This window comes from Pseudomonadota bacterium (assembly GCA_018817425.1).
GTDB lineage: Bacteria > Desulfobacterota > Desulfobacteria > Desulfobacterales > RPRI01 > RPRI01.
Map to the genome: position 1 here is coordinate 1 of JAHITX010000123.1, position 16452 is coordinate 16452.

9 protein-coding genes and 1 pseudogene are annotated in these 16452 nt (G+C 41.4%); all 10 read right to left on the reverse strand.

Annotation, left to right across the window (positions count from 1 at the left end):
* Positions 1 to 316: 316 nt before the first annotated feature.
* Positions 317 to 3010 carry a PAS domain S-box protein gene (locus tag KKC46_20315; GenBank protein ID MBU1056145.1) on the reverse strand — a complete coding sequence of 898 codons (2694 nt, stop codon included), beginning with the start codon at positions 3008 to 3010 and terminating at the stop codon, positions 317 to 319.
* Between the two features lie 249 nt (positions 3011 to 3259).
* A pseudogene (locus KKC46_20320) lies at positions 3260 to 3612 on the reverse strand (four helix bundle protein).
* A gap of 171 nt (positions 3613 to 3783) precedes the next feature.
* On the reverse strand, positions 3784 to 4227 hold the full coding sequence (locus KKC46_20325; protein MBU1056146.1) for a response regulator: 444 nt from the start codon (positions 4225 to 4227) through the stop codon (positions 3784 to 3786).
* 169 nt (positions 4228 to 4396) lie between these two features.
* Entirely contained in the window at positions 4397 to 6904 is a 2508-nt protein-coding gene (locus tag KKC46_20330) for a PocR ligand-binding domain-containing protein (protein MBU1056147.1), read from the reverse strand.
* Between the two features lie 250 nt (positions 6905 to 7154).
* On the reverse strand, positions 7155 to 7262 hold the full coding sequence (locus tag KKC46_20335; protein ID MBU1056148.1) for a hypothetical protein: 108 nt from the start codon (positions 7260 to 7262) through the stop codon (positions 7155 to 7157).
* Positions 7263 to 7427: 165 nt separating this feature from the next.
* On the reverse strand, positions 7428 to 9503 hold the full coding sequence (locus KKC46_20340) for a response regulator (protein MBU1056149.1): 2076 nt from the start codon (positions 9501 to 9503) through the stop codon (positions 7428 to 7430).
* A gap of 76 nt (positions 9504 to 9579) precedes the next feature.
* Complete coding sequence (locus tag KKC46_20345) at positions 9580 to 9945, reverse strand: four helix bundle protein (GenBank protein ID MBU1056150.1); 366 nt, start codon at positions 9943 to 9945, stop codon at positions 9580 to 9582.
* 152 nt (positions 9946 to 10097) lie between these two features.
* Positions 10098 to 10460 carry a response regulator gene (locus tag KKC46_20350; protein MBU1056151.1) on the reverse strand — a complete coding sequence of 121 codons (363 nt, stop codon included), beginning with the start codon at positions 10458 to 10460 and terminating at the stop codon, positions 10098 to 10100.
* Entirely contained in the window at positions 10457 to 11959 is a 1503-nt protein-coding gene (locus tag KKC46_20355; protein ID MBU1056152.1) for a PAS domain S-box protein, read from the reverse strand. The genes KKC46_20350 and KKC46_20355 overlap by 4 nt, the downstream gene beginning before the upstream one ends.
* A gap of 607 nt (positions 11960 to 12566) precedes the next feature.
* The gene (locus KKC46_20360) at positions 12567 to 16394 is read right to left on the reverse strand and encodes a PAS domain S-box protein (GenBank protein MBU1056153.1); all 3828 of its coding nucleotides are present in this window, start codon (positions 16392 to 16394) and stop codon (positions 12567 to 12569) included.
* Between the last annotated feature and the right edge of the window lie 58 nt (positions 16395 to 16452).

The following is a 16452-nucleotide window of genomic DNA, read 5'->3' on the forward strand; positions in this document are numbered from 1 at the left end:
ACATAGTCTTTATATATTAATTAACTTAGCACAACCCCCTTTATCCCCCTTTGCTAAGGGGGAATTTGCAAGAAGCATTTGACTTCCGAACCACTTTCAAAACGTTTCAGTTTGGTCAAGCTCAAGGCCGGAGAAAATTTCTACCTCAAAAATACATTTAGTATTTCGAGGATAACGCTAAAGGTTAGTGCTGATGCTTCACTACTTGTAACTTCGTGCGAAATTTGAGTCCAACGCTTAAGATCGGCCAAAATGGGGCGTTTTGGAAATGGCTCCCTATTTTGGTCATTACAATTTGTTTGTGATTTGTATTTTGTTATTTGTTATTTATGACTTGTGATTTGTCATTTCCCCCACAAAGTACTTCAAACAATACCTTGCTCAATGATTGGGCTTCAAAAGGTTTAGGCATTATACCCTTAAAACCGTATTCCTTAAAATTCGACAAAACTGTATCTTCGGAATAACCGCTGGAGACAATAGCTTTAACTTCAGGATCTATCTCCAGCAATTTCTTAATCGCCTCTTGTCCGCCCATTTGGCCTGGAATTGTCAAATCCAGGATAACGGCATCATAAGGCTTTTTGGATTCTTTGGCTTTTTTATACATCTCAATAGCTTCAGTACCATCTTTTGCGAATTCCGGTTCGTAACCCAATTTTTGCAGAATTTTCCCAACTGTTTTTCTTAATGACTCATCATCATCCATTACCAGAATCCTGCCATGACCGGTTATTAGCCTGGCTTCCTCTTTTTCGGGCACAGATTTTTCAGAGGCCGGCAGATAGATGTTAAATGTTGTGCCAACTCCCAACCGGGATTGTACGGTAATATAGCCATCATGCTTTTTGATGATGGAATAGGTCGTGGTTAACCCAAGGCCGCTTCCCTCCTGTTTTGTGGTAAAATATGGATCAAATATATTTGAATAATACTTTTCGGCGATACCTACTCCCTGGTCTTTGATGGATAACCTGACATACCTGCCCGGATTGAGCGGCAAGCCATGCGTTTCGTTTATTATTACATTCTCCGCCGCAACTCTGATAATCCCGCCCTCCGGCATGGCCTGATTTGCATTAATCACAATATTATTGATGACCTGACTGATCTGCCCAACATCAACTTCAACCACCCAGAGGTCTTCTGCCATAAAAAACTCGCAACTTGATTGTGAGCCTCTCAATACAAAGAGTGAGGATTCTTCTACAATTTCTTTTATCGAAGCAATCTCTTTTAAAGGGGCACCCCCCCTGGCAAAAGTCAGTAGTTGTTTGGTCAGTGCCTGAGCCTTTGCAGAAGCTGCCTCAGCTTCACTTAACAGCTCAAATCTTTCATCATCACGCTTTGTCTGCATTCTGGCCAAGGCAATATTGCCGATAATCGAGGTCAGGATATTATTGAAATCGTGTGCAATGCCTCCTGCAAGAATTCCAATGGATTCAAGTTTTCGGGATTTTAAAAGTTCCTCTTCTATTTTCTTCCGTTCTGTAATATCCTGCACAATGGCTATCAGATATTGTTCGCTCTCTATTTCAAAACATTCAATCGACAAAAGAACATGCCGGGCTTCGCCTGACTTACGCCACAAATCTATTTCGTAATTACGTAGTGAGCCTGTTTCCTGTAGTTTTTGCATTGCTTTTTTGCGATTTGCCGGATCTCCCCAGATACCAAGTGAAACCGAAGTTTTACCAACCGATTCGGCCCGGCTGTGGCCAAAAGTTTCTATCCAGATTTCGTTAACCTCAATAATTGTGCCGTCTGCCATCCTACTGATCGTCATGGGATTGGGGCTGGCACGAAATGCTTTGGAAAAGCGTTCTTGTTCAACGTGCAGCGCCTCCTCCACAATTTTTTGTTTGGTAATGTCACTTATCGTGGACATTAGATAAAGAGGTTTTCCTTCCCTGTCCCTTCGTAATGTTGTGCTTACATCAGCCCAGATAACGGAACCATTCTTGTGAAAATATCTTTTTGATAATCGTTCGGAATCCTTTTTACCGGAAAGAAGTAAATCAACAACTTTTTTGGAAAATTCAACATCATCAGGATGGGTAATATCTTGCCATCTCAAGTTTTTTAATTCATCCTGTAAATAACCAAGCAACATATTGAAAGCCTTGTTTGCCTGCATTTCACCGGAAGGAAACGTTATTGATTGCCCAATAACTGAATGTTCAAATATATGCTTAAATTTGTCTTCGCTCTCCCGCAGGGCATCTTCCGCCTGCTTACGTTCATCAATAACATCAAATATAACCACAAAGTGCTCTTTTTTCGGGCTATAAACTGAGATAAAAAACCACTTTGATAATGTTCGTATATATATTTCAAAGGCCTCAGGTATGCCGGTCAGTGCAACACGGCCTAAACGTTCAAACAACTCAGGATCGGCCTCACGTAAGCCCGGAATAACTTCAGATACCCTTTTTCCCAAAGCCTTTTTTAGACCTGTCAATGTTTCAAAAGCCCTGTTAACATCAAGATAAATATAATCCTGCGGCCTGCTTTGCTCAAATATCATCCTGCAATAAGCATATCCGTTCATCATGTTCTCGAATAAGGATCGGTATTTCTTCTCGCTTTCCTTTAGAAAGAATTCGGCTTTCCTGCGCTGTTCTTCCAGAGTCTGTTTTTCGATTGCGGCAAAAATGGTTTGCGGCAATTTCCGGATATGCTTGGGGCGCTTGATTACATAATCGGATGCACCCTGTTTAAGCGCCTTAACTGCAATTTCTTCGGAGCCTGTTCCGGTAACGATAATGACCGGAATGCCTGAATCATGTGCCTGGACAGTCTCTAAAACCTCAAGCCCCTCAAACCCGGCAATGTTAAAATCGCTTAAAACAAGATCAAACTCACGATTTTTTAACAGCGCCTCAAATTCATGCTTATCGGAAGCTTCCGTGACTTCAAATCCGCCATGCTCCTTTTCCAGAACATCTTTGACCAATTCACGATCAAGTTCGTAATCATCGATGTAAAGTATTCTGATTTTGTTGTTCATGATGGTAACTCCGTTTAGTATTGAATATTGTATATTGAAAATTGAATAATTGTAGTATCGCTCCGTTTTAAATTGTATATTGAAAATTTGTGGTGTCGCTCCGTTTAATATTCAATATTGAAAATTGTATATTGAAAATTTGCGGTGTCGCTTCGCTCCATTCCTCGTCTTTCATTTTTCAATTTCCAATCTTCATTATTCAATCTTCAATATTCAATTTTTCATTATTCATTTCTCCTTGTTCATTATTCAATTTCTTCTGGCTGTTTTGCGACTGGCATAAAAAATTGCTGTCAGTTCCTTTGACTCATTCAGAAGTTGTTCAACACGATCAGATTTCTCCAGTCTTTCATCGACAATAAATTCCAGCCAAAATGAAGCCTCGTCCGATTCTTCCAGAACTATGCTGATCTTTGCTATAAAACTTGCCTTGGATTGCGCTAAGCAGGATGCTCTGTAGTTGGGGCAGCTACAGATGTAGAGCAACGGATTAACTGGCCGGCAATATGGTTCTCCAGTCGGCCCTTCGGCAATGCCAAAGCCAATTTAACACATCTATGGGCAAACTCCTTTGTTCTGTTTTTCAAATCCTCGTCTTTCATTTTGCCTCAATTTTCAATATTCATTATTCAACTTTCAATATTCATTATTCAATATTCAATATTCAATTTTCAATATTCATTATTCATTATTCAATTTTCATTATTCATTATTCATTATTCATTATTCATTATTCATTATTCAATATTCATTATTCAATTTTCTATTCCCCATTACTCCATCGGCGGCTCCACATTTAGCGTTAGCCAGTAATCGGAAACTTTTTTGACTACTTCCAAAAACTCTCCAAAAGAAACCGGTTTTACAAGATAGCTGTTTGCACCATTGTCATAGCTCATGGCTCTGTCTCCTTCGTCCCTTGAAGAAGTAAGAATAATTACAGGCAGGCGTTTTAGTTTTTCGGTTTCTTTAATCGTCTTTAGTACTTCATGGCCGTCAATTCCCGGCATCTTTAGATCCAGCAAAATGATATCCGGCAATGGATATTGATTGCGGTCAGAATATTTTCCTTCGCCAAACATAAATTCAAGCGCTTCTTTTCCGTTCCTGACCACCTGAATTTTATTCCCCAATCTGGCCTCTTTAAACGCATCAACGATCAGTTCAACATCCATCGGGTTATCTTCCACCAGAAGTATTGAAGCAGGTTTTATCATTGCGGTCTTCTCCTAATTCATTCGGTTATTGTAACTACTCAGGTTGTTTGGTTCACGGTTCACAGTTCACGGTTGATTGCCTTGAGGTCTTCAAAATGTTCAATTCTAACCGTTCTCTAACCTTGAACCGTGAACCCTTGAACTGTGAACCTGAGTAGTTGCCAGTTATTTATGTGCTTATTGGCTTTAAAAGTTTTATCTTAAAAACGCTTCCTTTGTCCGGCTCCGATTCAACCCAGACCCGTCCATCCATAATCTGAAGCGCTTTTTTAACAGCAGCCAAACCAATACCCGTTCCCGGATAATCTGCCTGGCTATGAAGTCTCTGGAATATATTAAATATTTTTTCATGATACTCCGGTGCAATACCTATTCCGTTGTCGGCAATTGATAGCACAATGTATTGATCGCTAACTTCCAGCCCAACATCAATAATCGGTGTTTCATCCGGTTTATGGTATTTTATGGCATTTTCCAGAAGGTTGATAAAAACATGGGTTATTAGTTTAAAATCACCCTGAACAGCCGGCATCTTTTCAGGAAGAAGGATACGAGTGTCTGTTTTATTTATTTGATCTGCAAGTGTCTCAATTGCTGCTTTAAAAGCTTTGTCAAGCAAAACACTTTCGGATTTTATAGCCTTACGTCCCAAACGGGAAAATTGAAGCAGATCATCAATCAACCCATCCATTTGCCTGCTTGCCTTCACAATATTACCGAAATAGTGCTGGCCTTCTTCATTTAAAGACGCTTTATGCCTGCGGTCAATGATTTCGGCAAAACCGCCGATGGAACGCAGGGGCGCCCGCAAATCATGGGATATGGAATATACAAAATCTTCAAGCTCCTTGTTAACATCTTCAAGCTGGGCAGTACGCTGCCGAACACGCAATTCCAGATCCCTGTTTAGTTTATGAATCTCCTCCTCTGTTTTTTTGCGGTCGGTAATATCCTGGAAAGTGCCATACACTTTAATACAGCAACCTTTCTCTCTTATTGCCCGCCCGATTGCACGGCACCATTTAATATTGCCCTTTGCAGTTTGCAACTGCGCTTCAAAATCCAATGGCCGATCATCTTCAATCAGCGCCTGCATTGCATCAGAAACCAGAGACCGGTATTCGGGAAGATAATACTCAATGTGTTCATCCGGGCCGGGAATGGGCTGATCATAATCAATTTCAACAATATCGTAGGTACCCTGTGTCCATTTGGACATGCTGGTAGTAAGATCCATTTCCCAACCACCGATTTTTGCAATTTTGCCGACTTCGGTTAAAAGTCTTTCGCGTTCTTTCAGCGCTTCTTCAGCAATATATCTGTCAGACTCATCTCTGTAAACGGCTACAATCTCTCCTGAGGGCAGTTTGAAAACCGTATTGTCTACCCATTGGGAAATCCTGCCATCCATATAATGAGCCATCGGCAGCCGCTCTGTTTTTCCTGTCCGGTACACACGCTGTAAAACTTCAAAAAGGCCCAATTCCCTGATACCCGGAAACAAACTGGTTATTGATTTGCCGATGGCATTTTCCTTTTTAACCTTGGAAAGTACCTGGCCGGATAGATTAATATCAACAAACCGAAAATCCTTCCCATCATTTTCAACCGCATAAACAGCAACACCATCATAAAGGTTTTCAAACAATTCCCGAAATCTTGATTCGCTTTCCTTTAAGCTAAGCTCAACATGCTTCCTATCTGTAACATCCCAAACGGTCGATATCATCAATGACTTATTTGGAACCGGCACATTTTGCGCAGAAATAAAAGAGGTCTCTTCACCTTTACGGGTAATCGGCACATCTTCCCAATGTAACTGCGCCGGGTCACCACTGGCGTAATCATCCATTACCCTCTTTTTGATTTCTTCCCTGAACTCATGGTCCTCATAAGCGGCAATCCAAAAAGCGTCAGGGTCGGCAAGTGCTTCTCTTGTTGTTCGGTGTAACTTGAAAAAGTTGTCGTTCATATATTCAAACTTTACGGCAGGAAGTTCAACTGAATGCACAGCTATTCCTATCGGCAGGTTGTCCATGACCGACTTGATAAAGGATTCGCTGTCCCAATGCGCCTTTTCCGTCCGCTTGCGTTCACAAATTTCCTTTTCAAGTTGTATGTTAACGGAACCAATTCTGGAAATATATTTAGTAAACTTAACTAAAAACTGCATAAGATAATTAACGGTTTTCCGGTTAATCCTTGGCACACGTCGTAATGCATCCAAATAGAGATCTTTGTCAAATCCGCATGTTTCTGCCTGTTTGATAAAAAACTCTTCATCGATTTCTTCATCATCATAAAAAAATTGCCCGGTATATATATTTCCTAAATGATTCTCCCCAACATACAAAGGTGTAACAACATCCCATAAACCGTTTTTGCATTTATAATTGATATATTCTCCGGGTTTTAGATTTTTAGCTAAAAAAAGATCGCTTTCGGTGCAATTGCAAGCTGTTTTGGGATATATTCTATGAAATTTGGTACATATATCCTGCCATCCAGTAGCTTCGATTACATTCCCTTTCAGATCAAGTACGGCTGTCGCCATATGAGTCAGATTATAAAAATCTTCCATGATCGTTCGGAGTTCTTCAACATTGATGATAGAACATAGGTCAAGCTCAGCAATATTTTGTTCTGATTCTTGATAGGTTGGTTTTGTTGTCGTCATAAAAGACTCCATCCCAAAAATTCAAAATTTCAATTTGTGTTATAATCAAGCAAATACCATTGCCGTGCAGCACTTTTTATCAATTTCAGGTAAAACTTAAGATGAAGGGAAACGTTTGAAGCTAAATATTAAATCCCAAATAACAAGCATCAAGTTACAATGAAAATCCAAACTCCAAATCCTAAAAATCAATAACCAAGTTACAATGAAAGCTCAAATAACAAGGGGGGCTGACAATCAATGATCTTAACTATTTGCTTTTCTCAAGTATTGATGAAAGAATCTTTTTCAGTTCGTTTGCTTCCTGCATCAAATTTAGGGCTTCATTTGCATTCTTTATCTGATTGGATTCATGAATTAACCTGAGCCAGTAAGCGCTTTCTTTTGCTTCCTTTCTGCTTAAAGATCATATACAGGTTTATTATCTGTCATTTGTTATTTGTGTTTTCCCCTTGTTTGTTATTTGCGATTTGTCATTTGTGATTTTTTTGTATTTTGTATTTTGAAATTTGTTATTTATTTGTTATTTGTTATTTGCGATTTCTCCCTGAAGCACTTCTCTCACTTTACGTCCCAAAGACTCGGGTGAAAAGGGTTTAGCTATAAATGTTTTTCCAGGATCAAGAACCCCATGATGTACAATACTATTATCCATGTAGCCTGACATATAAATGACCAACACTTCCGGCCTACAGGCTTTTAATTTTTGCTCCATGTTCAGGCTGCTTATTCCCGGCATGATAACATCCGTTAATATGAGGTGAATGGGGCCCTTATAATCTCCGGAAACTTTAACAGCTTCTTCTCCGTTTGCGGCTGCCAGAATTTTATAACCATAGCCATGGAGAACTTTTACTATAAAATTAAGTACCAACTCATCATCCTCCACAACAAGAATAGTTTCCGAACCGGTCAGGGAATCTGTTGTTTTAGCCTTCCGCTCTGTTTTAGATGACGGTTTCCCGACCCGGGGCAGATAAATCTTGAATGTGGTTCCTTTTTCAGGCTCGCTGTAAACCCATATATTTCCGCTGCTTTGCTTTATTATACCGTAAACGGTGGAAAGACCCAGCCCGGTTCCCTTCCCTTTTCCCTTTGTTGTAAAAAACGGCTCAAAAATATGGGCTTGATTTTCTTTTGGGATACCTACTCCCGTATCGCTTATACTTAACAATACATAAGAGCCTGGTTTTACTGCCACATGAGCGTTTGCATATTCTTCGTCTATATATATATTTTCCGTCTCTATGGTAATCTTTCCACCCTTAGGCATGGCATCCCTGGCATTTACCACAAGATTCATTATAACCTGCTCGATCTGACCCTTATCGGCCTCTACATGCCCTAAATCAGGGGTAAGTAATGTTTTCAGTTCAATATCTTCTCCAATCATCCGGCAAAGCATTTTTTTCATATCCAAAGCTATTGCATTAAGATTGATTACCGCGGGTTGAAGAACCTGCTTCCGGCTGAAAGCTAAGAGTTGACGGGTCAATGTGGCGGATCGTTCCCCGGCAGCTCTGATCTGCTCAATATTTTCACGCAACGGATCATCCTCCGGAATGCCAATAAGGACCAGATCCGAATTTCCTATAATCGTTGTGAGAAGATTGTTGAAGTCATGGGCAATTCCTCCTGACAGAAGGCCGACAGCCTCAAGCTTCTGAGATTGCAGGAGCTGCTGTTCCAAACTCTTTCGATCTTCTTCAGCTTGCTTCCGCTCCGTAATGTCCTGAACCGTTGCAAAAATTTCGGGTTTTTTCCCCGGCCTTTGCCTGATATTGCCTACAGTACGGACAAATAAAATCTCACCGTCTTTGCGAATGATCCGGTACTCATGTGGAAGCAGTTTGTCCTGACCGGATGCAATACAGTTATTAAGCCATTTAGTCACATGTGCCAGATCATCCGGATGATGGATTTTCTCGTTGACTTTGACATAATCGAAAGCATCGGATTTATCGTAGCCAAGCAGATCAAACAGCGCATCGGACCAGGTGAGTTTTCCGGTTTCCACGTCCCAGGTAAAATCACCCATCCTTGCCAATCTCTGTGCTTCAATCAATCTTGCTTCGCTTTCGCGAAGGGCTTTTTCGGCCTCTCGCCGCACCTGGACTTCTCTTTCCAATTCCATCATCTTCTGTTCAAGCTTTCTTACTAAACGTTCACTGTAAAGCTTGAACATTTCATCTTCATCCACCGGAACCGGCGCTAAAGCAATACTACAACTCCTGGCGGTCATCATTACATCACGAATAGCCTCCATAAATACATCCGGCTCACATGGCTTTAAAATGAACCTGTCCGCACCGATCCTGATGGCAAATTCCTGATCCTGCGGGCCGGTGTATGTGGCAGTATAAATGATGAACGGAATATGACACAAATTCTCATCTGTTTTGACTATTCGGCATAACTGAAATCCGTCCATTACAGGCATGAGAATATCGCTGATGATCAGCTCGATCTCCCCGGCATTGAGCTTTTCAAGCGCCTCTGCACCATTTGCCGCCGCCTCGACATCATGGCCGTTACCCTTGAGCAGTACTTCCAGGAGGTAAAGGTTTTCTTCCATGTCATCTACGATGAGAATTTTCATTATTTTCCTCCTTCCTTTGGTATTTTTGATTTGCGATTGTTGATTTAAAAGCTGTTTCCCAATCGCAAATCCTAAATCACAAATCGTGTTGCTTTCGATTCTGTGAGGTCTTTCTAGTTGCAACAAATATTGATGTCAATTCATGTCCCTCTTTGAAAAGAGGCAAAACCTTTTCCTTTGTCATCAATTTTTCATCCATTATAAACTCGAGCCAGAATTCGGATTCATCTGACTCTTCTATCACGATGCTTATCTTGGCAATGAATGCTGCCTTAGACTGTGAGTGTAGTGTCGCCCGGTAGTTTGCCGCAACGGAAGTGGAACACCGCGTCAACTGACGCTCTAAATGTCTTCCGAGCGTCGTTTTTGGCAAGGCAACAGCAAGCTTCACACAACGATGAGCAAACTCTTTTGTTCTCTTTTTCAACTCTTCGGAATCCAAACAACCCTCCTTATAGATTGATGCTTTTCGATTTATGGATTTCACAAGCAACAATCACAAATCGCCAATCACATATCAACAATCACATATCGCCAATCACAAATCAACAATCACAAATCAACAATCACAAATCGCCAATCACAAATCGCCAATCACAAATATCTCCTGATTTCTTCTGCAAAAGTCTCAGGATCAATCGGTTTTTCGATGTAACCTGCGGCACCGGCCGCCAGGATCTGTTCCCGATCCCCAACCATGGCATAAGAAGTAACCGCAATAATGGGCACGTTCTCCAGTTCTTTGTGTTTCTTGAGTTCAGTGGCGACAGCATATCCGTCCATTTCAGGAAGCTGAATATCCAGCAATATTGCTTTGGGCTTGTGTTGCAGAGCCTTGTCAATACCCTTCCGGCCGTTTTCAGCACCAATTACCGTAAAACCGTTTTTTTCAAGCAGAAAACGCATCATGTAAAAATTCTGCTGATTGTCTTCAATAATCAACAAAGTATTGCTCATGGTAAACCTCCAGCCTGTTCCGGAAATCGTATGGTGAAAATGCTGCCCTTGCCCCATTGGCTCCGGACATCTATAGTTCCACCCATCATATCCAGCAGTTTCTTGCATATGGAAAGCCCCAGACCTGTACCCTCGTGTTTGCGTGTAAGCCCGGTATCGATCTGGTGGAAAGGTTGAAAAAGGCCGGAGAGTTCTTCAGGCCGCATGCCGATGCCGGTATCTGAAACAGACAGAAGATATTTATCATTTTCAATGCGGCATGAAATACTGACATATCCTTTTTCTGTAAATTTTACTGCATTGTTTAGCAGATTAAGTATTATCTGTTCCAGACGACGCTGATCCGTTGTTGCGGTTTTGATATCATCTGCAATGTCAACCCTTAGATCAAGCCCCTTCTTTTCGGCCATAGGCAAAACCAATTTGACCATTTTTTCAATGGTCGGCTTCAATTCAAAGGATGCAACGGAAAGCTCCAATTGACCTGCCTCGATTTTAGAAATGTCAAGCACATCGTTGATCAAAGACAGAAGATGGCGGGAACTGCTTTGCACCATTTTCAATTGCTTATACTGCTCTTCGTTGATAGGCCCTGCCAGTTCCTGGAGCATAATACCGGTAAATCCGATGATGGAATTAAGCGGCGTACGCAATTCATGGGACATGGTAGCCAGAAAGGCGGATTTGATCCTATCGGAGGATTCCGCCCGTTCCTTGGCAATAAGCAACTCTGCGGTGCGATCGGCCACACTTTGCTCGAGGACCTCAGCGTGCAGTCGCAATTCATCATTGAGCCTGTGAATTTGTTCCTCAGCTTGCTTTTGGTCGGTTATGTCGGAGCCAATGCTCAAAACCTCTTTTATCTGTCCCTGCTCATCGAACACCACTTTGTTTGTCCAGTCAATCCATACCCGTTCGCCATTGCGGCGCATGTTCTCATTGATATTACGCTCAAATTTTTGCGGATCAGATAGAATCTCTTCCATCAGCGGGCGTAAATCTCTGCCCGTACTCTCATTTTCCGGTACTATGGTTCCTATCACATGCCGGCCAAGAATCTCCGTTTCCTTATAGCCGAAAAATTTCAGGCCGAAATCATTTAAAAAAGAAATATGCCCATCGCACGACCAGCGCAGGATGATACTGTTAGCCAGCATCACCAGTTCGCGATATTTTTGTTCATTTGCACGCAATTCCCGGGTACGGGCATTCACTTGATATTTCAAAACTATGCTTCCCGCCAGACTTATGAGCAGAACAATGGCCGCAACAAGACCAATGACTTTAACCCAATCCGGCAATTTTAACCGCACCTCTTCAGAAATCCATTGTTTAAGGGACTGGTAGTATATCGACTGTGTGTCTTTTTTCAGATTTATGAGATGAACATCAATAGCGTTCAATATTTTTTGGTTAGTAGCTTTGGGTGCTGCAAAAAAGAGATTGGAGGGATAGAAAATAACCGCTGTATCTTCAAGACCATATTCCTTTGCATGCATAAGCCCATAGAAGCTATTAGATATGGCAGCATCAGCCTCACCTTCGGCAACCTTCTTAAAAACGGTTTGGTAATCAGGCAGTGAAATTATAGTAGTATTTAACCCGAAACCGGAAGCAAGCTGATTAAACACATCCTGCTGAACCGAACGCTCCAAAACCGCAACCCGCTTACCGTTCAGATCCAGTATGGATCGGATCTTGCTGTCTTTGCGGGCATACACCTGAAACCATGAGGACAAAACCGGAACCTTGTGAAAGGAAAAGATTCCTGCACGATCCGCCGTATAGGCAACATCAGGCATAAGATCGATTTCCCCCTTTTCCAGGCGTTTCAAACCCTCGCCCCAGGTACCGTGTACATAGCGGAGATGCCAACCTTCACTATTTGCAATATGCTCTATTATATCAATAAATATACCGGAAGGTTTGCCGGACTCTGAAATGAAAATTTTGGGCGCATTTTCATAGACCCCGACAGTCAGGACTTGATCATCTGCCACTGCAAGCGAATACCCAAAACATATAAAAAACAAAAATATGAACGCCACATACAACCCGAATTTGTGGGCAGCATATGCTATTTTAACTTTTTTCATAGTTTCTTTCTCAAGTTTCTATTTTCTTCAATACTTCTCTCACTTTGCGTCCCAAAGACTCGGGTGAGAAGGGTTTAGCTATAAATATCTTTCCCGGATCAAGCACCCCATGATGTACAATAGCATTATCCGTGTAGCCGGACATATAAAGTACTGACAATTCAGGTCTATATGATTTTAATTCTTCCTCCATGTCCCGGCTGTTTATTCCGGGCATGATAACGTCCGTTAATATAAGGTGAATGGGGCCATGATAGTCTTCGGAAACTTTAATAGCTTCTTCCCCGTTTAAAGCTGTCAGAACTTTATAACCATATCCCTTGAGTACTTTTATTATAAAATTAATCACCATCTCATCATCCTCCACAACAAGAATGGTTTCCGAACCGGTCAAGGAATCTGTTGCTTTAGCCTTGCGTTCCATTTCCGATACCGGTTTTTCAACACGGGGCAAATAAATTTTGAATGCGGTTCCTTTTCCAGGCTCGCTGTAAAGCCAGATATTACCATTACTTTGCTTTATGATACCGTAAACGGTGGAAAGACCGAGGCCCGTTCCCTTCCCTTTTCCCTTTGTTGTATAAAACGGTTCAAAAATATGGGCTTGATTTTCTTTTGGGATACCTACTCCCGTATCGCTTATACTTAACATTATATAAGAGCCTGGTTTTACAGACACGTGAGCGTTTGCATATTCTTCGTCTATATTTATATTTCCTGTTTCTATTGTAATCTTTCCGCCCTCCGGCATGGCATCTCTGGCATTTACCACAAGATTCATTATAACCTGCTCAATCTGACTCTCATCAACCTCAATTTGTCCCAAATCCGGAGATAAAATTGTTTTCAGTTCAATGTTTTCTCCAATCATCCGGCAAAGCATCTTTTCCATATCCAACGCTATTTCATTGAGGTTTACTACCGCGGGTTGAAGAACCTGCTTCCGACTAAAAGCTAAAAGTTGCCGGGTCAGTGTAGCGGCACGTTCACCGGCAACCTTGATCTCTTCTATCTCTTCCCGCAATGGATCACCCTTTGGAAGACCCATAAGAATCAACTCTGAATTTCCCATTATCGTTGTAAGAAGGTTATTAAAGTCATGTGCAATTCCCCCGGATAGAATGCCGATAGCCTCAAGCTTCTGAGACTGCCGCAACTGCTCTTCCAGATTCTTTCTTTCTGAAACATCCCTGGCAACACCCATCACCATTTTCCGGCCTTTTATTTCCAGAGGGAACGTCCTGAATTCAGCATAATTCTGCTTTCCGTCTTTTCGATTGGTAATAAATTCTTCCGGCCCGGCAGGAAGACCCTGGGCATTTTTATCTAAAAATTTTGCTGCTTTTTCGGCTGATTCCTGTGGAATCAGCGATAATTCCGCTAAAGACTTCCCTATGAGTTCTTCTTTGCTGTAACCTATCATCTTCTCTGCAGCCAAGTTGCAGTCAATAAACCTGCCTTCAAGATCATGCAGGTAAATAGCATCGGGTGCATATTCAAACAGAATCTTAAACCGCTCTTGGCTCTCTTTGAGTGCATCATCGGATTTCTTTCTTTCTGTAACATCTGTAATAAAACCCACATTGCAAGGGATTCCATCGATCGATGTAAGTGTTGTATTAAAATCTGCATAGATGATTGCCCCATCTTTTTTGATACATGGGATATTTTTTACCATCCCCCCACTCTTTCTCTCCAGCTCTGTAAATTCCGGAATAAAACTGTCAAAGTCATTTTGGGGGTGAATGTCCATAACATTCATTTTTTTTAATTCATCCTGCGTATATCCCAGCATCTTGCATATAGCCGGATTAGCATACTGGAATTCCCTGTTTTCCATATCAATTATTAAAATACCTTCGGCTGCACCTTCAAACAGGGTTCTGTATCTTGCTTCAGAATAGCTTAACTCTTTGACTATTTCCCTTTGTTTTTCTTCCTGCTCAATATTGTAAAGACCGAAGGCAATGTCATCTGCAACCTCGTGAAATAAGGCCTGTTCTTCCTGATCCAGGGAAAAGGATTGAGGCACTAAATCTGTAAGAATCCCATAGACTTTTCCGCCGTACTCAAGTTTTACACAAAAAGATGCATTACCTGTATAAATGGGTAAAATGGGGCAATCCGAACATTCAATGGGCCTGTTTGTTGTGATCACAACTTCGCTTTGGGCCAGAGCTTTTCGTATGCATTGGGGAAATTGACTCCTTTTAAGAAAATTTTTCAATTGCCCGAATTTTTCCCCGAGGCCTGACTCTGCAATATGTATGGGTTTTCCGGATGAGTCCAAAAGTAAGATCCATGCGCTTGCGAAGCCACGGGTTGCAACAAGATTCTCACATGCACCTTTTACCAGAAGGTCACGATCTTTCTCCTTGGTTATGAGCTGGTTGACTTTTCTAATCGCTTTGATTATAGCGTTTAAATGATTTGCCCGCTCTTCAGCCTGTTTTTTTCCCGTAATATCCATTGAAAGCATAAAGATTCCTTCTGGAACAGGCTGGATGCTCATATAAAACCATGCCTTATCACCATCAGGATAAGTAAATTCATTTTCCATGGAAACAGAACTGCCGGCATCCATACATTTTTTCATAACAGCAAACGCCTTAGTATCTTTGATACCGGGAAACACATCCATTATTGTATGACCAAGCAATTCATCTTTAGTGCGGCGGCATTGTCTGACAGTTTCTTCGTTTACATAAAGATAGCGCCAGTCAAAACCTACAATCTCGCAACCTTCCATCATACTATCAAGTACGCTGCGATAGCGATCTTCACTTGCCCGCAAAGCCTCTGCTGCTTCATATTTCTCCTGATAGAACCTGGACTGCCTGCGACGCCAGATCAGACCTATTCCAATACCGGTTCCGGCAAGCAAAGAACCGATAAGGATAATTATTACCCATAATTGTTCTTTTAGTGGCGCATATATTTCAGTTTTATCCATTTTTGAGACAATAAACCAGGGGGAATCGGGTATAGACCGCACAAAAGCAACCACCGGTACTCCGCGGTAGTCTATTCCTTCAACTATTCCTTCAATTCCCAAAGCTGCTTTAGAAGCAGGCAAATCACTTTTTGGGTTTATGGGAATTCTCAGGTTAAGACTTGTTTTTTTTTGGAATCTTAGCTCGTTTAAGAATAGCACATCACCTGCATCTCTCCTGATTAAAAGAGTTTCAGCAGTTAGACTGTATACTGGCCATGATTGAATTAAAGGATAAAGATATGTATCAGGATTTATTCGAAAGACAAGAACGCCCAAAGGAAGATTACCATTTTCTTCATATAAGATAGGAACAAGGATCGATTGGTAAATAGGACTCCCTGGCGAATCCCGATGGAAACCAAGAAAAGTCACTTTACCTGAGTCAAGTACTGCAGTAATATCCCGCAGAAGATGGGGAGAAATCGGTTCTATTGATTCCGGATCAGACGCACGCACTATACCACTGACATCTGTTAAAAATACCCGGTTATACTGATAGGAAGTCCGAATCTTGCTAAGCCATGTCTTCAGTCTCTTTTTTGCATCAGTGTCAAGGGGTTTTTCAAGATATTTACTTACCAGAGAGGCAAAATTGTCATTTTTATAATATACAGAGGCATCTCCCAGACGTTCCTTTCTCCAATTCACAATTTCCGACACTTTCAAATCCGCAATAGAAGAAAGCTGGCTTTCCACACCGGCCCGGAAATTTTTCTCCTGATTGCTATAGTAAAAATATCCTGCTGCGATAATGCCTATTGTAAGAATTATATAAAGTAAGATAGGAATATATGAATAATATTTCCCAGTGCGATCCATAGTTTTTGATGTGTCAACTATCATTGTGCTTTCCCCCGTTAGCCATACGAAATAGCTTTTTGATCGCTTGAATTAAAGAAAA